General features: G+C 66.3%; 15 protein-coding genes and 1 tRNA gene. 8 read left to right on the top strand and 8 right to left on the bottom strand.

The window, feature by feature from the left end; translation table 11 throughout:
- Positions 1–151: 151 nt before the first annotated feature.
- Genes K4G59_RS00360 through K4G59_RS00345 form a run of 4 tightly spaced genes read right to left on the bottom strand, consistent with a single transcriptional unit; the run spans position 152 to position 5997 of the window.
- The gene (locus K4G59_RS00360) at positions 152–358 is read right to left on the bottom strand and encodes a hypothetical protein (RefSeq protein WP_231248512.1); all 207 of its coding nucleotides are present in this window, start codon (positions 356–358) and stop codon (positions 152–154) included.
- 10 nt (positions 359–368) lie between these two features.
- On the bottom strand, positions 369–1823 hold the full coding sequence (locus K4G59_RS00355) for a glycosyltransferase family 2 protein (RefSeq protein WP_231248511.1): 1455 nt from the start codon (positions 1821–1823) through the stop codon (positions 369–371).
- Positions 1824–1836: 13 nt separating this feature from the next.
- The gene (locus K4G59_RS00350) at positions 1837–4110 is read right to left on the bottom strand and encodes a putative bifunctional diguanylate cyclase/phosphodiesterase (RefSeq protein WP_231248510.1); all 2274 of its coding nucleotides are present in this window, start codon (positions 4108–4110) and stop codon (positions 1837–1839) included.
- A gap of 48 nt (positions 4111–4158) precedes the next feature.
- Complete coding sequence (locus K4G59_RS00345; RefSeq protein ID WP_231248509.1) at positions 4159–5997, bottom strand: phosphoenolpyruvate carboxykinase (GTP); 1839 nt, start codon at positions 5995–5997, stop codon at positions 4159–4161.
- A gap of 215 nt (positions 5998–6212) precedes the next feature.
- Here K4G59_RS00345 and K4G59_RS00340 point away from each other — a divergent pair.
- From K4G59_RS00340 to K4G59_RS00325, 4 genes are all read left to right on the top strand, one after another.
- Positions 6213–6285, top strand: a tRNA-Arg gene (locus K4G59_RS00340).
- A gap of 826 nt (positions 6286–7111) precedes the next feature.
- A complete protein-coding gene (locus K4G59_RS00335; RefSeq protein WP_231248508.1) occupies positions 7112–7492 on the top strand; it encodes a cupin domain-containing protein in 381 nt (126 codons plus the stop codon).
- A 183-nt stretch (positions 7493–7675) separates the two neighbouring features.
- Positions 7676–9067 carry an NAD(P)/FAD-dependent oxidoreductase gene (locus K4G59_RS00330; protein WP_231248507.1) on the top strand — a complete coding sequence of 464 codons (1392 nt, stop codon included), beginning with the start codon at positions 7676–7678 and terminating at the stop codon, positions 9065–9067.
- Between the two features lie 283 nt (positions 9068–9350).
- Positions 9351–10925, top strand: a complete 1575-nt coding sequence (locus tag K4G59_RS00325) for a PucR family transcriptional regulator (RefSeq protein ID WP_231248506.1) — start codon at positions 9351–9353, stop codon at positions 10923–10925.
- Positions 10926–11027: 102 nt separating this feature from the next.
- Here K4G59_RS00325 and purU read toward each other — a convergent pair whose 3' ends face one another.
- Both purU and K4G59_RS00315 read right to left on the bottom strand, forming a co-directional pair.
- Entirely contained in the window at positions 11028–11885 is an 858-nt protein-coding gene (gene purU / locus K4G59_RS00320; protein WP_231248505.1) for a formyltetrahydrofolate deformylase, read from the bottom strand.
- On the bottom strand, positions 11885–14335 hold the full coding sequence (locus K4G59_RS00315; RefSeq protein ID WP_231248504.1) for a GcvT family protein: 2451 nt from the start codon (positions 14333–14335) through the stop codon (positions 11885–11887). Before K4G59_RS00315 ends, purU begins: the two co-directional genes overlap by 1 nt.
- Positions 14336–14597: 262 nt before the next feature.
- Between K4G59_RS00315 and K4G59_RS00310 the strand changes: the two genes are divergently transcribed.
- A complete protein-coding gene (locus K4G59_RS00310; protein WP_231248503.1) occupies positions 14598–15494 on the top strand; it encodes a bifunctional methylenetetrahydrofolate dehydrogenase/methenyltetrahydrofolate cyclohydrolase in 897 nt (298 codons plus the stop codon).
- A gap of 490 nt (positions 15495–15984) precedes the next feature.
- Here K4G59_RS00310 and wrbA read toward each other — a convergent pair whose 3' ends face one another.
- On the bottom strand, positions 15985–16617 hold the full coding sequence (wrbA, locus tag K4G59_RS00305) for an NAD(P)H:quinone oxidoreductase (RefSeq protein ID WP_231248502.1): 633 nt from the start codon (positions 16615–16617) through the stop codon (positions 15985–15987).
- Positions 16618–16771: 154 nt separating this feature from the next.
- Complete coding sequence (locus tag K4G59_RS00300) at positions 16772–18406, bottom strand: FAD-dependent oxidoreductase (protein WP_231248501.1); 1635 nt, start codon at positions 18404–18406, stop codon at positions 16772–16774.
- Between the two features lie 406 nt (positions 18407–18812).
- Here K4G59_RS00300 and K4G59_RS00295 point away from each other — a divergent pair, with 406 nt between their 5' ends.
- Genes K4G59_RS00295 through K4G59_RS00285 form a run of 3 tightly spaced genes read left to right on the top strand, consistent with a single transcriptional unit; the run spans position 18813 to position 22222 of the window.
- Positions 18813–20171 carry an NAD(P)/FAD-dependent oxidoreductase gene (locus K4G59_RS00295; protein ID WP_231248500.1) on the top strand — a complete coding sequence of 453 codons (1359 nt, stop codon included), beginning with the start codon at positions 18813–18815 and terminating at the stop codon, positions 20169–20171.
- Between the two features lie 21 nt (positions 20172–20192).
- Positions 20193–21338, top strand: a complete 1146-nt coding sequence (locus tag K4G59_RS00290) for an XdhC family protein (RefSeq protein ID WP_231248499.1) — start codon at positions 20193–20195, stop codon at positions 21336–21338.
- Positions 21335–22222 carry an AAA family ATPase gene (locus tag K4G59_RS00285; RefSeq protein WP_231248498.1) on the top strand — a complete coding sequence of 296 codons (888 nt, stop codon included), beginning with the start codon at positions 21335–21337 and terminating at the stop codon, positions 22220–22222. The genes K4G59_RS00290 and K4G59_RS00285 overlap by 4 nt, the downstream gene beginning before the upstream one ends.
- Positions 22223–22241 lie beyond the last annotated feature (19 nt).

Raw genomic sequence — 22241 nt, 5'->3', positions numbered from 1 at the left:
TCGCGGTTCGCGCGGCCTCGTTGTCGGCGACTTTTTCCGGACGCTAGCGCTTGTGTGAGCGAGCACGTATTGGATCGGTCTAAGGGTTGTGACGTGGATCTCGCTGCCCGCACGCATGCTCCGGGCGAGGCTGGGCAGCCCCGCCGCTGTGTCAGATCGGCGCGTCGGGATGGATGCTGCGGGTCTCCGCCCGGCGGTTGCGCGTGGTGAACCAGTCGCTGACGTAGACCTTCGGCAGGATCTTGGCCACCGACAGCGTCACGTAGACGATGGTGTTGATCGCGACGAACGCGGCGAGCACCGCGATGGCCTCGTGACGCATGATGCTGTCGGGCAGGAGCACCCCCATCGGGACCACGCCGAACACCTCAGACCCCCGTCCGCACGGCGGACTCGGGCTGGACGACGTGCTTCCAGTCGGCCTGGCGCGCCAGCGTCAGGTCCCACACGCCCTTGAGGTAGACCACGTTGAGGAACATCGCGTAGCCGAGCTCGGGGAACAGCGAGAGCGCCAGCAGGCGCGCGCGCCACCCGCCGCGCCACACGGTGACGACCCGCTCGAGGGTGAAGACGAGGCCGATGCCGATCCAGAACGGGAACCACACCCAGGTCGACGTGGCCAGCACCATCAGCAGGATCAGCAGCAGGTAGGCGGCGAGCGCGATGACGCCGTAGCCGATGCCGAGCTGCTGCATCCAGTAGCGGAAGGTCTGCGGCCGCATGCCGTAGGCGCCGAGGTTCTCCAGCGCACCGCGCTGCCAGCGCAGCCGCTGCGCCCACAGCCCGCTCCACGACGGCATCACCTCGGTGACGACGGTGCACTCGCGCGGGGAGACCATCAGCGCGCCGAGCGTCTTCAGCGCGATCGTGAGCTCGTTGTCCTCGGTGAGGGCCACGGTGTCGTAGACGTCGCCCGGCACGCCGGGCAGGAGCCCACCGCGCTCCTCGGCCACCGCGCGCAGGGCACGCGGGCGGAAGACCGACGCCGTTCCGGTGAGCACGAAGACACGACCACGGCGCCGGCGCAGGTCGCGCTGGTAGCGCGTGTACTCGTTGCGCTGGAACTGCCCGATGAGGCCGAAGCCGTCCTCGCCGTAGAAGAGACCCCCGACCGCCATCAGGGCCCGGTCGTCGGTGAGCCGGCGCGTGGCGCCGGCGAGGAAGCCGGGGTCGAGCGTGGTGTCGGCGTCCATGATCATCACGCAGTCGTTGTCCCCCTGGGTGGGGAGGAGGTCGTGCAGCGCCTGGTTGAGCCCGCCCGCCTTCTTGTGCCGGTTGGCCACCGTCTCGAAGACCTCGACGCCGGCCTCGCGCGCCAGGCGTACGGTCCCGTCGGTGCAGTTGTCGGCGACGACCACGATCCGCGCCGGCGGGGGCTCCTGGGCGAGGAGGGAGGAGAGCGTCTCCGCGATGCAGCCCTCCTCGTTGTGGGCCGGGATGAGGACCGTGATCGTGACGGGACCGGCGAAGTGTCCGCGCGTCTCGGCCATCACCAGCTTCGGCGCCAGCGGCATCCGGTTGCCGTCCTCGCTGCGGCGCGCCCGGGTCAGCAGGCGACGCTCGAGCCCGGCGACCGCCGCGGCCAGCAGCAGTGCGACTCCCACCGCGGCCAGGAGGACGCGCGGCGCGGGCATCTCGGTGTCGTAGAAGACGCGCCAGGCGCCGAAGAGCACCCCCTCGCTCGGGGCGCTGCCCCTCTCGGGAGCCCCGGCGGCCACCGCCAGCCAGAGGGCGGACGCCCCCAGCGCTGCGGTGCCGACGATCGCCAGTCCCACGGACCTCTGCAGCCACTGCACGCGGCCTGCTCCCCTCTGCGGTGCCATGTCTCGACGGCGCTCAGTCCGCCGCCACGGCGGCCACGGCGGGCGCGGGCGCGAGCGCGGGCGCAGGCGCGAGGAGGAACTCGTCGATGAAGACGTCCATCGGCACGGGCTTGCCGATGAGGAAGCCCTGGGCGTAGTCGACGCCCTCGGCCCGGACCACCTCGAGGATCTCGGGGTCGGAGACGAACTCGGCCACCGTCTCCTTGCCGAGGTCGCGGGCGATGCCGACGATCGACCGCACGATCGTGCGGTCCACCGACGAGCGGTGGACGTGCGCGACGAACTCGCCGTCGATCTTCACGTAGTCGAAGATCAGGTGCTTGAGGTAGTAGAAGGAGCCGAAGCCCGCGCCGAAGTCGTCGAGGGCGAAGCGGCACCCGAGGGCCGCCATCCGCTCGGCGAACTCACGGGCCAGGGCAACGTCGGCCACCGCGGAGGTCTCGGTGATCTCCAGGATCAGCGCGTGCGGGTCGACCTCGAAGCGCTGGAGCGCGGACAGGATGGTCTGCTCGACGGCCGGGTCTCCCATCGACGCCCCGGAGATGTTCACCTCCAGGCAGAAGTCGGGCACGATCTGGCGCAGCTGCGCGAGCATCTCGAGACTGCGGTCGAGCACCCAGCGGTCGACCCGCGGCATGAGGCCGGCGCGCTCGGCGATGTAGACGAAGCGGCCGGGCGGCACGAGCTCGCCGTCCTCGCCGCGCAGGCGCAGGAGCACCTCGGCTGAGTCGATGCGACCGGTCTTCATGTCCATGATGGGCTGGAAGTGGAGCGCGAAGCGGTCGTGCTCCAGCGCCTCCTCGATCCGGGACTGCCACTGCAGCCGCATCGAGCTGCGCGGTCCGCGGCCCTCTCCCTCGGCGAGGAGGGCGACGCGGTTGCGGCCCGACTCCTTGGCGTCGTACATCGTCATGTCGGCCAGGGCGAGGATGTCGGCGGAGTGCTCGGCGGCCGCCGCGAAGGTGACCGCACCCACGCTCGCGGACACGTGGCGACGTACGCCGTCGAGGGTCGCCGCGTGGTCGCGGATGCGCTCGACGACGAGGTCCGCCACCCGCTGGGCAGCGGCCTGGTCGGCGTCGGTGAGCAAGATGGCGAACTCGTCGCCGCCCACGCGTGCCACGACGTCGGTGCTGCGGATCGAGCGACGCAGCAGCCCCGCGATCGTGACGAGGAGCTGGTCGCCGGCGTTGTGCCCGAGCGAGTCGTTGACCTGCTTGAAGTTGTCGAGGTCGAGCAGCAGCAGGGCGCCGTTGGGGCCGTGGCGCCGGCACCGGTCGAGGTGGCGCTCGAGCTCGCTCTCGAAGCGGCGCCGGTTGGCCAGCCCGGTGAGCACGTCGTGGTCCGCGAGGTGGGCGAGCCGGTCGAGGTAGCGGCGCCGGTCGGAGACGTCGACGACGTTGACCATCACGATGTCGCCGATCTGCGGGTCCTGCACCACGGTGCTGCTCAGCGCCACGGCGACGTCGTTGCCGCCCGAGTCCCGCAAACGGCACTCGGCGTCCATGATCTCGCTGCGGTGGGACATCAGGCGCTCCACGTGGTCCGAGATGGCGTCCTCGCCGGGCGTCTCGAAGCTCGTGAAGGGGTGCCCGACCATGTCGGGCGGCTCCAGGCCGACGATCACCGCCAGGGCGGTGTTGACGCGGACGACCGTGCCTGCCGGGTCGAGCAGGGCGACACCGTGCGGGGCGCTGTCGAAGAGCCGCTCCACACGCTCGTTCGCCGTCCGGGCACGACGGGTCTCGCGGTCGAGGTCGTGCACGATGCGCTGGATGACCGGTGCGAGCACGATCGCCACGGTGATCCAGACCACCGCCCGTCGCCAGTCGGCCCACATGTAGTCCGGGGCTCCGATGAGCACGATCGGGAGGACGAAGACGAGCACGGTCAGGCCGCTCGCCACCCACAGCTCCCGCCGCGTTCCGGTGATGGCCAGCCAGATGATGGGCAGGAGGAGGCTCGCCGTCAGGCCGGTCGACGTGCCTCCGAGTGCGCCGCCCGCGGCGTGGTGCACGAGTCCCACGAAGAGGAACATCAGGTACGCCGGCGCCGGGTCCAGCCACGTGCGGTCGGGCCGGCGCAGCGAGAGCGCCAGCAGACCTGCGACCACCACGAGGACGAGCGCGGCCAGCGCGTAGACCCACCACGCGCTGGCGTACGGCGGGACCAGGATGACCCCGAGGCACGCCACCGCCAGGACGGCGAAGGGAACCGCGAGGCCGACGCTGGGCTTGCCGTCGCGCGACCACAGCACGGAGTCCGCGAGTTGACGAGATCTTGACACGCCGTTGATCGTATGTGCGATCGACGGCCGCCGAGGCGATTTGCGGGATCAGGCCTCTGCGTCGAGGGCGGCGGCCACGCGCCGGTGCGCCTCCCAGATCTCGCCCGGCATCCGGTCGAACTGGGAGAGGTGCTCCTCGCGGAAGCCCATCTCCTGCTGCCACCGCTCCTTGTCGATGGTGAGGATGCGCTCGAGGTCGGCGGCCGGGACGTCCATCCCTGCGAGGTCCAGCTCCTCCTCCGTCGGGATGATGCCCACGGCCGTGCGTCGCCCCTGGACCTCACCGTTCTTCAGCTGCAGCAACCACAGCAGCGGCCGGAGGTTGTCGCTGTAGCCGGGCCACAGGAAGTGCCCGTCGTCGGGGTCCTTCTGGAACCAGTTCACGTGCGCGAAGATCGGCTGCTCGGTCGCCGCACCGACGACGTCGAGGTAGTGCCGCGCGTAGTCGCCCTCGCCGTACGCCATGAACGGACGGTTCGACATCGGGTCGTAGCGCAGCTGGCCGTCGACGCCCTCTGCAGCGAACGTCGCCTCGGCGCCGAGCGTGAGGCCGTCGTAGACGCCCTCGGCCAGGTCGGTGATCGCACGGATCAGCGGCTCGCGGTCGCGGGTGCGGCCACCGAAGATGATCGCGTCGATCGGCACGCCGGTCGGCACGTCGTAGTCGGGCGCGATGTTGGGGACGTTGGCCAGGGTGGTGGTGAAGCGGCTGTTCGGGTGCGCCCAGGCCGCCGTGTCGTTGTCCTTGCGGTCCGCCAGCGGGGCACCGGTCCAGTCGAGCCAGCCCTTGACGTCCGTCGGCGGCTTCGGGGTCTTGCCCTCCCACCACACCTCACCCGTCGTGGGGTTGTGGGCGACGTTGGTGAAGATCGCCTGCGAGCCCTCCCGGATCGAGGCCAGCGCGTTGGGGTTGGTCACCTCGTTGGTGTCCTTCGCGACGCCGAAGACGCCGTACTCGGGGTTCATCCCCATCAGCCGGCCGGACTCCTCGTCCACCCAGAGCCAGGCGATGTCGTCGCCGTAGAACGTCACGTGGTAGCGGTCGCCCAGCGCGTCAGGGGGAGCCATCATCGCGAGGTTGGTCTTGCCGGAGGCGCTGGGGAAGCCACCGCAGACGTGCCACGTCTTCCCGGTCTCCTTGTCGTGGATCCCGATGAGCATGTACTGCTCGGCGAGGAACTTCCTGCTCGCCCAGCCGTCGTACGCCCCCTGCCGCAGGCCGTGGGCGATCTTGCCCAGGAGCGCGTTGCCACCGTAGGAGGAACCGAAGTGCAGGATCGTGCGCTCGTCGGCGACGGTCACGAAGTAGCGCTGGTCGTCGGGGGTGCCCTGGCCGAGGTTCTCCAGGTCGCCGGTGACGTGGACCGCGCGGACGAACGAGTCCGGGTCCTCAAGGCCGTTGACGAACTGCACGCCCACGCGGGCCATGCGGATCATGTGGAGCACGACGGTGCGGGTGTCGGTGAGCTCGACGCCCGCCGCCCACGGCTCGAGCGGGTTGCCGGGGGGCGACATCAGGTAGGGGATGACGTACATCGTCCTGCCCTCGGACGCGCCGCGCATCCGGTCGTGGAGCATCGGCTTCATCTCCGAGGCAGGGCGCCAGTTGTTGTAGACCCCGCGGTCCGACTCGTCGCTCGTGGCGACGATGGTGCGCTCCTCGGAGCGGGCGGTGTCCTTGTAGTAGCTGCGGGAGTAGAAGCGCCCCTCCCCTGCACGCTGGAGCTCGCCGGCCGCCACGGCCTCCTCGAGGAGACGGGCGTCGTCGGAGGCGTTGACCACCTCGACGTGCTCGGCACCGGTGAGCTCGGCGTACTCCTTGACGAACTCGCGGACACGGGGGTTGGTCAGCCCGGCTTCGTCCAGGACTGCCTCGAGATCTGCCATCGCGCTCCCTCTCGTCGTGCGACGACCCGTTGTTCGACGTGTCGTCGCGTGTGCGGTGCTAGGCACCCTAGGGCACCGCCTCGGACGGCCGAACGGGTCGGAAGTCCCGACCGCACCGGGACGGCGCCGACAGAAGTGCCGGACCTTGATTTCGCCTGCTCCCGTGCCGTCGGCTATCCTCATCGAGTCCTTGCGCCAGTCGGCGCACGCGACGGGCGCCTGTAGCTCAACGGATAGAGCATCTGACTACGGATCAGAAGGTTTGGGGTTCGAATCCCTACAGGCGCGCAGATCGATGAAGCCGCAGGTCAGCCCGCTGACCTGCGGTTTTGTCTTTTTTCAGACTGCGTTGGCTCGGTCCCAATTTGAGACCGGACTGCCGGCGACTAACCCCGGGACACACTACGGACACAGCCCTCCCGCGAGGCACGGCCGCGCGCGCGTAGTGGAGCCCGGCCCGGAGACCATCTACGGTGCGGGCGTCTCGCCGGTCCAGCCGCCGGTGCGCAGGCGTACCCACGCTCTGCGTCCCGGCCGATGACGAGGCATCTCGACCAACCGGTGCAGCGTCTTCCATGCCAGGCACCACATCGCGCCCCCGGCTTGTACGCCAACTAAGTAGCCACTCCAAGATGTGCTGTTCGCCTGTCGGCTGCAGCCACCAACGTCGCCGCCAATCCGTGCTTGCTCGTGTTCGCGCCCACGTGGGCGGCTAGATCGACCAACTGGTCGAGTCGGCGATCGATCGGGAAAGGCCAAGAGACGCCCGCCCGCTTCGGGACGCTCCTATGGGCGTTTTGATGTGCGTCGAGACGGAGTCCGTCACGCGGTGTTGCGCTAGCCATTGGGTGGGCTCGACGACCCGTGTCGTACGTAACGTCAGCGGCCAAGGAGCTGTTTGGAAGTGCGTCTAGTGGCGCTCGTCTCCCAACCGCAACAGCATGTTCCTGCACGGGAGAGGCCTACTGCGGTGTCGCTCGATCACACAGCGCGATGCCGGGCCAGCCTTGCGCGAAGCAGGAGCGCTGCGCCGTTCAACGGGTTTTCTCTTTCTGCGTTGCGCAGAGAGCTGCCGCAGCAGGCACACAGAATCGACCCCACGAAAGCGACGAACATGGCTGACACCGAGGAATCCGCGACCCCTACCGACACTCTTCTCGCAGGCGTCGTCTCGCTGATGGACGTGCCTTGGCCCGCTGCCGTGGCTGTGCCCAATCCAGTCGATGGCGAACCTGCCACTCGCACGCTGTCATTCATCGACGAAAAGGATCGTCAGGCCGGCGCCTGGACCTGCACCCCCGGAGCGTTCCGATCGGATCACTCCGGCTACGTCGAGTTGATGCACATCGTCGGCGGTCGGGCGCAACTGGTCGGCGACGACGGAGTCATTTTCTCGCTCGAACCCGGCACGATGTTCCTCATTCCAGCCGGGTGGACCGGGACGTGGAACGTAACCGAGACAGTGACGAAGTCCTTCGCCATCTTCCGCGACTAGGCGGCCCTATCAGTCACTGCGCCCCCCACCTGCCGACCGGGTGAAAGCATCCTAGCCACCCCGAACCCTCAGCACTGAACCGTTTGTCGGCCCGCCGCCGGTGCCACCGGCTGTGCGCCGCCGTCACCCCAGGCTATCGAGCCCGAAGCGACCACCATTCATTAACGGAGAACGAGTACACCAATGACCACGACGCACGACTCGACGGCCGCTGCCATCAGCTTCTGGCACGAAGACGCAGCGCTTACCGGTACACCGGGAAGCGAACTGCCAGGTGACACGACCTTGGACGTCGCCATCGTCGGCGCTGGCTACACGGGCCTGTGGACGGCCTATTACCTGGCGAAGGCCGACCCTAACCTGCGGATCGGCATCATCGAGAAGGAGTTCGTCGGGTTCGGCGCATCTGGACGTAACGGCGGCTGGTGCTCGGCGATCTTCCCGACGAGCTTCCGCAAGGTCGCGTCTGGGAGCGGCCGCTCAGGTGCAGTCGAGATGCAGCGAGCGATGTTCTCGACCGTACGCGAGATCGGTTCTGTGATTGCGTCGGAGGCCATCGACTGCGACTTCGAGCAGGGCGGGTACGTTTCGGTGGCCCGAAACACTGCACAGTGGGCGCGCGCTCAAGGCGAGGTACGAGCATGGCGAGACTGGGGATTCGACGCCGAGGACATGCAACTCCTCTCCCGCGAGGAGGCTTCTCGTCGGGTGGCGGCCTCAGACCTGCACGGGGCAACGTTCACTCCTCACTGCGCTGCACTGCATCCTGCCAAGCTGGCGGGCGGACTTTCGCGGGTGGTTCGCGGCCTCGGCGTGAAGATCTTCGAGGACACGACGGTGGAGGCGATCAGCGAACGACGCCTGGATACCTCGCGTGGTGTGGTTCGCGCTGAGGTCATCGTCCGTGCCACGGAGGGATACACGGCCGATCTGCCCGGCGCCAAGCGGGACCTGGTTCCGATGTACTCGCTGATGGTTGCGACCGCGCCGTTGAGCGACGAGCAGTGGGATGAGATCGGTCTGCGGCAGCGTGAAACCTTCAGCGACAAACGCCATCTGCGCATCTACGGTCAGCGCACAGCCGACGGCCGGCTCGCGTTCGGTGGGCGTGGGGCTCCGTACCACTTCGGCTCTCGCATCAGGCCCGAGTACGACAACGATGCACGCGTTCACGCGATGCTGCGCAACATCCTGACCGAGATCTTTCCGTCGATCGGTGGCGTTGAGTTCACCCACGCTTGGGGCGGCAATCTCGGCATTCCTCGCGACTGGTACCCCTCCGTCGGTTACGACCGGCGCAGGGGCTTTGCCCAAGCGGGCGGGTACGTTGGGGACGGCGTCGCGACAGCCCACCTTGCGGGTCGCACACTCGCGGCCGAGATCGTCGACTTGGACGATCCTGTGCGGGCACTCCCTTGGGCTGGCAGGCAATCGCCGAAATGGGAGCCTGAGCCCTTCCGCTGGCTCGGCGTCAACGCCGGAACGATGGCGTTTTCGATCGCGGATCGGACGGAGTCGAGCTCAGGCAAGCCCTCTCGGCTCGCGTCGTCTTTCTGGCGAGTCTTGGGGCACTGACGAGCCGCCCGATCACCGTTGTCTGTGGCGGGCGCGACCGGAATGTGGTCGCAGGCACCCGCGCGAGCGGTCGGGACGGGCGCGCTGTCACCCGACCTAGAGGAATCTCGACTGTCCGCGGGCAACCTGCTGCTGCACCTCGTCGCGTCCGGAACTCCGGATATCAAGCCCGGCAGCCGTCGTCTGGCCCTGTGCGTTCGCCTAGCGATGCGCGGGGCCTGTGTACAAGGGGATAGGCCCGGTCGTAACGGACGCCCCAGTCCATGCGTGGGAGCATGGGGCAGTGAAGTTCACCGTCCAGTCCCTGATCGACGACCCTTTGATCAGGACCCGTCTGGTTGCCGGTCAAGCGGGACGTGACCGCGAGGTCGCGTGGGCGCACACCTGTGAAGTCGAGGACCCTTGGCATTGGTTGGGTAGCGGCGATCTCCTCATGACCGACGGCTACAGCTTTCCCTCGGATGCAGACGGTCAGGCGAACTTCGTGCGCGAACTTGCCCGTGCCAACATCGCCGGGCTGGCCCTCGGTGAGGGGTTCGCAGCGCCTCCCTTAACACCTGAGGCGATAGCGGCCGCGGAGGACCTCGGCTTCCCCATCATGCTCACAGCTCGGGCCGTTCCGTTCGTCACCATCGCCCGCGTTGTCGCTGACGCGGCGCGCGGCAGAGGCGACTCCCGCGCGTCACGAATCCTGCGCCTGTACGAGATCCTTCGCCGGACGCAGGGTGGCGAGGCCGGGGACCGTCTGCTCGACCAACTTGGCACCGAACTGCGAGCCTCGTTGAACGTCGTCGAACTTCGAAGCGGACGACCTCTGCTTCCGAGCACCACGTCAATCCCGGGTCCCCTACGGGCATCCATCCTTGAACGTGTGCGCGAGCAGCGAGGGCAACTCTCAGCCTTCAACCGGTTCAAGACCGACGAAGCCTCGGTGCTCCTGGTCCCCGTCGGGGCTCGTAACATGGCGGCCCTTCTGGTGACCCCTCACGCCCCAACTGATGCACCCGACCTCCTCCTGGCTCAGCACGCAGCAACGATCGCGGGTCTCGAGGTGGAGCGACGTGCTGCCCGCGCAGCACGGGTACGCGCTCGCGCGGCCGAGCTCGCTCGGAACATGCTCGCCGGCGCCATCTCCCCAGATGCCGCACTGGCGCAGATGCGCGCACACGGACTACGCGGCGGTCCGTGGCGGGTACTGGTGTGGAACGAGACGCCCGACGACTCCATGGAACCTGATGTCGCCGCCGGCGGGCTGGTCGAGTCACTTAGTTTTGTGGAATGGCCACACCTCTACACCTCGGTAGACGACACCCACCTGCTAGTAGTGTCGGATGCTGCCTACGACAGCGGACTTGGCGTCGACGACTTCGATGTGAGCGTCGGGGTGAGCCAACCATTGGCTGCCATCGGGCGGCTGGCAGATGCGTTCAGGGAAGCCAGATGGGCGCTTGAGAGCGCACGCCAGTCTGGTGCGCAGTCGGCGGTGTACGGCTCCCACGGCTCGTACTTCATGCCCAATACGGTGGCCGAGGGAGAAGTAGCAGTTCAACGACTGTTGGGCCCACTTCTCACCTACGACGAGTCCAACGAGTCGGAGCTCGTTCGCTCGCTGCAGGTGTACTTCGACGCAAATCGCTCGTGGCAGGAAGGATCGCGACGGCTCGGGATCCACAAGCAGACGTTGGTCTACCGGTTGAAGAAGATCGAGGAGATCTTGGGTGTGGACCTCAGGGACTTCGGCGTCCAAGCCGAGCTGTACCTGGCGTTGCGGACCCTGGGTCTCCTGACTGGCGGGGACGACGTTAATCCCAGACGGGCTGGATCTAGCGCCGGCAGGTTGCCTAACGGGTCTAGTTGACGCCCAGTTGGATGTGCTCCCCGATGGTTGGTACGTCCTCCGCCGCGCGGGCATCGAACGCCCCGCTGCGATCGTTGCGCTCGGGTGCATCCTCTTGAGTACTCATCGGAAAACCACCGTCCTCGTCCCGTTCATCAGGACACGGTGCTCCGCGTGTGCGGTCACGGCGCGTGCAAGGGCGAGCGCTTCGAGGTCGCGTCCGATCGCGGTCAGATCAGCTGCGGAGCTCATGTGATCGACCCGGGTGAAGTCCTGCTCGATGATCGGTCCTTCATCGAGGTCACCGGTTACGTAGTGGGCGGTCGCACCGATGACCTTTACCCCTCGGGCGTGTGCCTGGAAGTACGGCCGGGCCCCCTTGAAGCTCGGAAGCAGGCTGTGGTGAATGTTGATGGCTCGGCCCGCCAGGTCCTCGCACAGTTCGTTCGAAAGGATCTGCATGTATCTGGCGAGGATGACCGAGTCGGCGTCGTAGGACGTGACGAGCTTGCGCAGTTCCGCCTCGGCCCACCCCTTGGTGTCGGCGGTGACCGGCACGTGGTGGAACGGAATGCCGTGCCACTCGACGAGTTGGCGGAAGTCGTCGTGGTTGGAGACGACTGCTACTACCTCCGCGGGCATTGAACCGGTCCGTGCGCGGTGAAGGAGGTCGTTGAGGCAGTGACCTTGACGCGACACCATGACGAGCATTCGGTGCTTGCGTGTGGGGTCGTGGACCTCCCACGCAGCATCGAGTACGTCGCCGACGGACGCACCGAACTCGTCGCGAAGGGCATCGAAGTCGAAAGTCCGGTCCGGGTCAGGTGCGGCGTGCACTCGCATGAAGAACAGGCCGGTGTCTTCGTCTCCGAACTGCTGGCTGTCGCGGATGCTGAACCCACGGTCAGCAAGGAATCCGCCGACCATGGCGACGATCCCCTGTCGGTCCTGGCACGAGAGGGTGAGGATGAGGTCGTGCATCAGTTCTTGGGCCTTTCGGACTTCGGGTCGTGCAAGGGGCGAAGGGATGCGCGGGCGGAGACTCGTTGGCCCGCGACTTCGATCTCGTAGCGGCCCTCTTGGAACCAGGCGCGTTCGACGACCTCGGCAGATTTCACCCAGCCGAGCGCGACGGCGCCTCCTAGCGTGTGGCCGTACTGCGCGGAAGCCACTCGCCCGACGAGCTGGTCGTCTCGGTAGATGGGCTCGTCGTGGAACAGCAGCTGGTCTGGGTCTTCGAGGACGAATTGGACGAGGCGACGGTTGACGCCCTCGTCCTTGATCTTCTCCAGCGCTTCGCGGCCGATGAATCCGCCGGGCTTGTCCCACTTCACGGTGAACGACAAGCCCGCCTGGATGGGGTTGTCGGCGCCGGAGATGTCGTGGCCCCAACTGCGGTACGCCTTTTCGAGACGCAGGGAGTTCATGGCGTGGTAGCCGACCGGGAGAAGGCCAAGCGGTTCACCGGCGTCTCGGAGCAGGTACCAAATATGAAGAGCACTCTCGGAGGGGATGAGGAGTTCCCAGCCAAGTTCGCCGACGTAGGTGACTCGGGTGGCGCGCACCTTGGTGTAGCCGAGGTCAATCTCACGAGACTCGCCGAACGCGAAGTTCTCGTTGGACAGATCCGCGTCGGTCAACGGCGCGAGGAGGTCCCGGGCTCGTGGACCCATCACCGCCAGCATGGCCATCGTTCCGCTGACGTCAGCGACCGTGCAGAACTCATCGTTGCCGATGTGGCGCTTGAGATACGCGAGGTCCCGGTTCACGGTGGCTGGCCCGGACAGGACGAGGAACTCGTTGTCGGCGATCCGGGTGATAGTGACGTCTGCTTCGATGCCGCCCTGCTCGTTGAGCCATTGGGTGTAAGTGATTCGGCCGACCGCCGTGTCGACGTCATTGACGGACAAACGGTTGAGGACACTGACCGCGTCTCGTCCCTGGACAAGAAGTTTGCCGAAGGACGACGTGTCGATCATGCCGACCGCTTCACGAATCGCGCGGTGTTCGCGCGCCGAGTGCTCGAACCAGTTCGGGCGCTCGAATGAGTACTCGTAGTGGCGCTCAACGCCGTCGGGGGCGTACCAATTGGCACGCTCCCAGCCCGCCAGTTCGCCGAAGACGGCGCCAGCATCAGAGGTGGCTCCGTAGAGAGGACTGACCCGCAACGGTCGAGCGCTGGAACGCTGCTGGAACGGCCAATGCACCTCGTACGACAGATCGAGTGACTCCAGCACACGAGCCTCGAGGAAGCGACGGTTCGTCTCATGGCGCTGCACTCGACCGAGATCGGTCTCGGGGAGGTCGACCGGGCTCCGCCCGTCGACGATCCAGTCGGCGAGTACGGATCCGGCGCCGGGGCCGGAGAGGAACCCGACGGAGTTGAAACCCGCGGCGACGAAGAAGTTGCGCAGGTTGGGCGCTTCGCCGAGGTGGTACTGACCGTCGGGAGTGAAGCTCTCGGGGCCGCAGAAGTGCAGCCGCACGCCGGCATCGGCCAGCACGGGCACACGTTCGATCATCTTCTCGTAGAAGGGTCCGAGGTGGTCCCAGTCCTCGGGCAGCTGGATGAAGCCGTTGTTGACCGGGATGCCTTCGGAGGCCCAGGCGTAGCTGCCGGGTTCGAAGAATCCCACCATGAGCGCGCCCGCTTCGTCCTTGACGTAGGAGTACTCGTCGCCGCTCTTGATGGTGGGAAGGTTCCTCGGGAGGTCCTTGATGGCCTCAGTGACGACGTAGTAGTGCGCGAGTGCTTGGAGGGGAATGTCGACTCCGGCCATGGCGCCGAGCTCTCGGCCCCACATTCCCGCTGCGTTGACGACGTACTCGGCTTCGATGGTTCCAGAGGTGGTGTGGACGCCGGTGACGCGGCCGTCGGCCGTCTCGACACCAGTCACGACGACGCCCTCGATGATGCGGACCCCGCGCTTGGTGGCGCCGCGGGCCAGCGAGATCGTGGTGTCGGTAGCGCTTCCGCGTCCGTCCTCGGGGAAGTAGAGGCTTCCCAACAGCCCCTCCGGGTTCAGCAGTGGGTGCAGTTCGAGAGTGCGGTCTACGTCGAGGATCTCGGCTTCGATCTTGTTGCCGCGCACGACCGACGCAAGATGCTTGATCTCGGCGAGTCGTTCCGGAGAGGTCGCTAAGTTCATCGTTCCGGTCTTCACGAAGCCGGTAGAGAACCCGGTGTCCTGCTCAAGGCTGTGGAAGACGTCGAGGCTGCGCTGCACCACCTCGCGGGTTCCCCAGGTACCACGCGCTTGCGTCACCAGCCCTGCCGCATGCCAAGTGGTGCCGGACGTGAGCGTGTTGCGCTCGAGCAGGACGACGTCGGTCCAACCTCGCCGCGCGAGGTGATACGCGGTGCTGGTTCCGATGATTCCGCCGCCGACGATCACGACCTGTGCCCGAGCGGGCAACTGCTTCGCTTCCATGAAGCCACCTTCCCTCGATGTGTCACCGTGCCGGGCGATAGCACCAACGAGCCATGCGACGGTCCATCAATTGAGCGGCCTACTGTTGTGCGATTGATCAATAGCCGGTTCCCTCTAGGTGCGTCACGGTTGTTCGCGAACGGGCCGTCGTTGCGAGTGCCGACGTGTCGCGCGAGATCGCGGACAGGAACCGGCATGCGTCTCGTTGCCAAGTGCGGCCGACATTCCAGCCCGTGCAGGGTGCAGTCAGGAGGGCCATCAGGTGGACCGTAAGGCCATCGTCATCGACGGCAAGCTCGCCGCCCAACGGGTCAAGGACTCACTCAGGGACCGCATTGCTGCTCTTGAGGCGATCGGACATCGCCCGGGACTTGGAACGGTTCTCGTCGGCGAGGATGCGGGCTCCCAGTCCTATGTCGCCGGCAAGCACCGTGACTGTGCAGAGGTTGGCATCGAGTCGATTCGAATCGATCTTCCCGAGCATGCGAGTCAGACCGCCATTCTCGACGTAGTGGAGAGTCTCAACGCGGACCCGCGATGCAGCGGCTTCATCGTGCAACTGCCACTCCCCCGCCACGCCGACATGCATGCGGTACTGAACGCCGTTGACCCCGACAAGGACGCGGACGGCCTGCATCCAGTGAACCTTGGCCGACTGGTTCTGAACCAGCCTGGCACCTTGCCCTGCACTCCTCGCGGCATCTTGGACCTCTTGCGGCGCAATGACGTCCCGATCACTGGATCGCAGTTCTGTGTCATCGGGTGCGGTACGACTGTGGGCCGACCCTTGGGCCTCATGTTGACTCGCCCCAGCGAGCACGCCACCGTCACGATGGTCAATGAGGCAACCGTCGACGTCGCCGCTCATACGAGGGTGGCTGATGTGGTGATCGCTGCCGCAGGCGTCGCCCATCTCGTGAAGCCTTACTGGATCAAGCCTGGCGCCACGGTCCTTTCGGTCGGTATCACGCGCACCGTCGAGGGAATCCTTGGCGATGTCCACCCGGACGTCGAGGGTGTGGCCGGGCGGTGGACCCGCGCGACCGGGGGCGTTGGTCCCATGACACGCGCAATGCTTCTCATGAACGTGGTTGAACTAGCGGAGCGGGCCGCTGGTCTGGCGACCGACTCGACACTCGAGACCCGTGCGGTCTCCTGAGACCCCTTACGAGAGAGCACGATCGAAGTGATGAACACTCCCGCATACCACTGATCCGTCACGTCGTCTCGTCGTTGCTCGGCGACACCAGCATGCTCCCGGGCGTTTGAGGGCATCGTGGGAGACGTCCACCCAGATGTCGAACATGTGCCTGCCTGGACGGTGGACGCGTGCCATAGGGGGCCTGAGGGCCGGGTTGCTACAACGTCCAGCGGCAGTCGTCAGAAAGGTACGGCTCGCACTTCAAGCACCGCTGCTCAGAACATCCAGCGCACTGCTCGAGCTCTGCGCCGCAGTCCTCGCAGGGCTTGTGGGACTTCGCCTGCGTCGCTGACCACCCCGTCCTGGCCGGGGTCGCCCATTTCGTCTGCCTGCCGACGGCCTGTGGTTGTGCCATCGTCATACCTCCATCGTGGTCGCAGGATGAGGATTGCCGCCCACACCAGTGGATGGGCTCGGGGATAGTTGGCGGAGCCGACAGCGTCGCGTGCTACTTCTCGTCCTGGTCTGACGGGGACAGTCCACGCAGCTTGTCCGACACCAGGACCAGACGGTTGGCCAGGTGTTCAAGCGCGGCAACCTGCGGCGTTCCAAGAGGTTCGTTATTCGACTGGCCGGTCACATGGGATACCCCGTACGGGTTGCCGTCGACGAACTTCAAGGGGTCGGTGTAGCCGGGTGGGACCAGGACACCGCCGAAGTGGTAAATGCTGTTGTAGAGGGCGAGCAGCGTCGACTCCTGACCGCCGTGCGCCGTCTGCGTGGCCGTGAAACCGGCATAGGCCTTGTCCGCGAGCAGACCCTGAGACCACTGGGGCCCCAGCGTGTCCAAGAACTGCTTCAACTGACTTGCGACGTTCCCGAATCGTGTTGGTGTGCCGAATAGGACACCATCAGCCCAAACCACGTCCTCGGCCGAGGCGACGTCGATCTGCTCAGTTGCGTTCGCGTGCTCTGCCCACGCCTGGTTGCGCGACACTGCTTCCGGTGGGGCCAGTTCCTCGACTCGGAGAAGCCGGACCTCAGCTCCCGCGCCGCGCGCGAATGTCGCCAACCGCTCTGCCATCGAGTGGATGGTCCCTGTAGCGGAGTAGTAAATGACGGCGACCTTGACGGGCGACATGTGCAGCCTTTCGGTACGGGGTGCAAGCGGACTTTCTCGATGTTGCCTCCCCGCCGACCAGCCGTCCTACTCACTGTCCGAAGAAAAGGCGCCGGCGTTTGCGTAGTGAGTTGCGTTCTTCACGGCTATCGCCAGCCCGGCGCCACGGCCCTGCTCAGTCGCCGCGGCCTGCATCGCGCAGATCCGTCCAGGTCGCGAGCTTGATGCGGGAGCGTCCTTCGTCGCGGCCAGCGTCCACTTCTGCAGCGTCGATACGACGCCAGCCGTCTACGTCCAACAGGCCGGGTCGCCGAACGCGTGCGAGGGCTGCGAATGAGCTCGAGTCCCCGGGTGGATCGGCAAGGCGACCTTCGGTGAAGTCCTCGACCAGCGACGCAACTGTTTCCGCCGAGTCGACACGGTTCGTCCCGATGACCCCAGAGGCGCCTCGCTTTGCCCATCCGGAGCAGTACACACCCGGAACCACACGCCCTGTGGACAGGTCTGTGACCCGACCAGCACGGTTCGGAACCGTGCCTGTGTCTGCGTCGAAGGGCAGTCCGTCGATGGGATGTCCAGTGAATCCCAGCGCCCACACGACCAGCGAGGCTTCGATGACCTGGGTGGTCCCGTCAGGGCCGGCCAGCTCGACGCCGGTCACGTGATGGTCCCCCAGGACCGCCGTCGGCGTCAGCCCGTAGCGGAGAACTATCCGTCGACTGTGCGTTCGCGGGCGAGTGGCGGCCTCGGCGACAATCCTGTATCGGCGAGGAAGGGCCCAGCCGCGGCTCGACGCCCCGGCAACGGTCCGATCATCGTCGCTGACAGCGACTTCGTCCGCCTCAGCGAGAAGGTCAACCGTCTGCAAGCTCGCCAGCGCCGCCAGCTCGGACGTGCTGTAGGCAGCGAAGGCCTGTGATCTGCGTCCGACAACTGCTACCTCCTCGATGCCGCTCGCGGCGAGAGACTTCAGGGCGCCGTCGGATACGGCCGTGGACTCGTACGCGGCGGCCGGCTGAGCGAGAAGTCGAGCGATGTCGAGGGCGACGTTGCCGTTGCCGATGACGACCGCTCTGGGCCCAGTCACGGGAAACGGTAGTGACGCTCTGTCGGGATGGCCGTTGTACCAAGACACGAACTCTTGAGCCGAAACGGAGCCGGCGAGATCTTCTCCTGGGACGCCGGCCCGTCGCGGACGACTTGCGCCTGTAGCCACGATCACCGCGTGGTGATGCTCCAACACTTCGGCGATCGAGAGGTCGCGTCCCACCTCAACGTCGAACAAGCATGTCACGTTCGGCCTGACCAGCACACGACCGAGCCGATCGGCCACCCGCTTGGTGGACTCGTGGTCAGGAGCGACTCCTGCACGGATCAGCCCGAAAGGCGTGGGGAGCCGCTCGATGATCGTCACCTCGACACGAGGGATCTCTGACAGCTCGGCGGCCGCGTAGAGGGCTGCGGGGCCCGATCCGATGACCGCCACCCTCATTGGGGACACGCTGCGAGGAACATGGTGGCGGGACACCGCCGGCGGCTCAGCTGGCGTCAACGGATGCGCCTTGAAGTAGTCGGCGTTGATGGCACCAAACTCGGAGAGGCTCGAAGGCAGTTCGTCTTCAGCGAAGATGGCATCGACGGGACATGCAGTGGCGCAGGCGCCGCAGTCGATGCAACTCGACGGGTCTATGTAGAGCTGCTCAGCGGTCGCGAAGTCTGCGTCACCGGGTCGAGGTCGGATGCACTGGACCGGGCACACCGGGACGCATGCCGCGTCCTCGCAACACGACTGGGTGATAACGAAGGTCATCTTCGGCGCCCCCTCCGGACTCGACGCTCATGCTCGCCTGAGGATGCCGCTCCCGCATTGCAAGGTGGTGCAAGGCCGACGATCAGAATGTACGGAAGCCGCAGAGAGTGAGGGGGCACGCCCAGCTTGGAACGTCACCTGTTCAAATGGTCGTGCACACACCTTTACCGTGCCCCTACCGCTTCCACACAAGCCGTTGGACAACTTTGACGGCGACCGTGCAGGCCTGTGATCGCCAACGCTCCTAAGTTGGGCGAATGTGTGGCATGGGGTTCGTCGCTAGTCCGCCTACGCGCCGGCCCTCGGCAACGACGCGTGCCCGGGGAGGCGGCCGATGAGGGACGTTTGGCGTGTCCCACGCGTCCACGGTCTGAACGTAGCCGACGCTGGGGTTCGATCGTTCTGGATGGCCGACGCCCTGGTCGAGGAACATGATCGCTCCGATCCAGAGTCGCTGACATCGCATGTCCGAGCCGACGTATGCATCGTCGGTGGCGGGTTCACCGGCCTGTGGACCGCGATCGAGCTCAAGACGCGTGACCCCCGCATCGATGTCACGCTCGTCGAGGCGGGGCTGTGCGGCTGCGGAGCGAGCGGAACGAACGCCGGGATGTTGATGAACCTCTGGCCCAAACTTCCCTCGCTGGTGAGCGCAGGCGGAAAAGACGAAGCCGTAGACGTCGCGCGAGCCTCAGTAGAGGCGATCGAGCACATTCGCCGTTTCTGTGCCGAACACGGCATCGACGCCCAGATCCAATCGAACGGCTGGTTGTGGGCGTCGAACAACAGCAGCCAGGACGGAGCGTGGCGCGACACCCTCGCGATGGCAGCCGACTACAGCGACAACCCCTTCATCGAACTCGACGAGGAGGAGGCGACGCGACTCGCTGGGGCACCCACACGGGGGGGCGTCCTCGACCCGACTTGCGTGGGCCTCCACCCCGCCCGTCTAGCGCGGGGTCTGATGAGGGTCGCCGAGAGCCTCGGCGTCCACGTCCACGAACACACACCGATGACAGGCCTGCGTCGCGAGCACGCCGCCACCACCGTGACCACCACCTTCGGATCGGTCCGGGCCGGTTCGGTCGTCCTCGCGATCAACGCATGGTGCAACCAGTTCCCGCAGCTTCGCTCCCACCTCGTCACAACCGCCTCAGACAATGTCGTGGTCCGCCCGCGGCACCCCCTGAGAAGTGCACCACTCGCCAACGTGTCGGACTCAGGACGCCTGCTGGACTACTGGCGCCCGTTGAGCAGCGGAGACCTTCTCTTCGGCAAGGCAGGCCTCGGGATCGGTTGGGGCGTGAGCGGTGCGAATACCCTGTTCAGAGCAGCACCCCATCCTGAACGCCTGTTGACGCAGATGGCACGGACAGTGCCCGACCTGCGAGGTGCCGAACTGCTGTCTTCGTGGCGCGCTCCCGTTGAGTACTCGCTGTCCTCGCTGCCGTTCTTCGGCGAAATAGCAGGCTTCCCGGGCGTCTATTTCGGTACGGGCTACTCGGGTGATGGCATCGGACCGTCCGTGATCGGCGCACAGATCTTGGCTGGCCTCGCCACCAGGTCGACGGACGGGATGACGACCTCATTTCTCACGAGAGCACCGTCAGGACGGGGCCTCCCTCCCGAGCCGATCCGGTATCTCGGTGGGCAGCTCGTCAAGACGGCGATGCTTCGCCAAGACCGCAAGCAAGACCAAGAAGCTCGCATCGACCTCCCCACCAGGCTGATAGCGCGGATAGATCCCACAACCTTCCTTGGCTGACCAACCTCGAGGAGACATATCATGCGTGACATCATCGATCGCCTCAGCGACTGGTGGGACGACGGAGTCGCAGTAGGGCTCGCCACGGTCGTCGACACGGCGAAGTCTGCCCCGCGTGGACCCGGTGCCGCGATGGGTGTAGGACCCGATGGGACGGTGCACGGTTCGGTTTCAGGGGGCTGCGTCGAGGGCGCCGTCTACGAGATCGCGCGGGAGGTCGTCGCGGACGGCGTTCCGGTGCTTGAGCACTACGGCTACTCCGACGACGAGGCGATCGCGGTTGGACTCACGTGCGGAGGAGAGCTGGACGTCTTCGTCGAACGGCTCGACCGCGAAACCTTCCCTCACTTCGCCGAAGTCGTCGACGACATCCGCACGGGTCTGCCTGTCGCCGTCGCCACGGTCGTCGACCACCCAGACGCCGCGCGGCGTGGGCGGCGCATCGTGCTGCACCCCAGTGAGGGACGCTGCACCATCAAGGGCTCATTGGGCAGCGACCGGGCCGACGACGCAGTTGCCGACGATGCTCTAGGGCTGTTGGCTGCTGGTCACAACTCGGTGCTGACGTATGGTCCCGACGGCCAGCGGCTCGGCGAAGGGATGAAGGTGTTCGTCCAAGCGTTCGCCCCGCAACCACGGATGCTCGTCTTCGGAGCTATCGACTTCGCCGCGGCGGTTGCCTCCGTCGGGTCCTTCCTCGGTTACAAAGTCACCGTGTGCGACGCGCGACCTGTCTTCGCGACGACAGCGAGGTTCCCCGACGCCGATGAGGTCGTGGTCGACTGGCCACACAGATACCTGGCCAGAGAACATCAAGACGGACGAATCGACGATCGCACGGTCATCGCAGTCCTGACACACGACCCGAAGTTCGATGTGCCTCTGCTGTCTGTTGCCCTCACGCTTCCTGCCGCATATGTCGGCGTGATGGGATCACGTCGCACGCACGACGACCGGGTGAGTCGCCTCCGAGAGGCTGGTGTCACGCAAGACCAGCTCGACCGCATGTCGAGCCCGATCGGGCTCGACCTCGGCGCTCGCACCCCGGAGGAGACCGCTGTCAGCATCGCGGCCGAGATCGTCGCGGCGCGTTGGGGTGGGACTGGGGCGCCTCTCAGCTCGACCGACGGCGCGATTCATCACACCGACGCTGCGGTCATGCTGTGATCCCCGCGGACCGGGTGCAGTCACCCGACGACGTACAGCGGATGCTGGGACAGACCGGCTACCTGTGTTCGCCCGAGATGGCTGCCGTCGTCTTTCTCGCCATGAAGATGGGCAGGCCGCTGCTGCTCGAGGGCGAACCGGGAACGGGAAAGACCGCGCTCGCAGAGGCGGTTGCCACCGCCTGGCAGTTGCCCCTACTGCGTCTCCAGTGTTACGAGGGCATCGACTCCACGCAGGCGCTCTACGATTGGGACTTCCCTCGCCAGATCCTGCACCTGCGTGCCTTGGAGGCAGCCGGGTCGGTCGACGCGACAGATGCAGAAAGGGGCCTCTACGACGAACGTTTCCTTCTGGCGCGCCCGGTGCTGCACGCCCTCCAGCAGGCTCCGACGGTCCTGCTCATCGACGAAGTCGATCGAGCGGACGACGAATTCGAGGCCTTCCTGCTCGAAGTGCTGTCCACGAACCAGGTAAGCATCCCGGAGATCGGCACAGTCCGGGCATCCGTTCCTCCCGTAGTCGTTCTCACCTCAAACCGGACACGCGAGCTGCACGATGCGCTGAAACGCCGATGCCTCTACCACTGGGTTGAGCATCCGGACCTGGAACGCGAACTGCAGATCGTTCGCTCACGCGCGCCCGAGGTGTCCGGCGAACTGGCAGCGCAGGTCGTTCGTGTGGTCCAAGAGGTCCGTCGCGAGGAACATGGGCTGCTCAAGCCGCCCGGTGTTGCCGAGACACTGGACTGGGCGAAGGCACTCCACCACCTCCAAACAGTTGACCTCGACCTCGAGACGGCCGCCCTCACACTCGGAGCGGTCGTGAAGTACCACGAGGACGCCGAGCGTGTCAGTCGCGCCATGGAGCAGATTCTCGGGTTGTGACATAGCCGTAGGAACGATG

Origin of the sequence: Nocardioides furvisabuli (assembly GCF_021083185.1) — a bacterium.
Classification (GTDB): Bacteria; Actinomycetota; Actinomycetes; order Propionibacteriales; family Nocardioidaceae; genus Nocardioides; species Nocardioides furvisabuli.
This window is presented reverse-complemented; position numbering and strand designations above follow the sequence as displayed.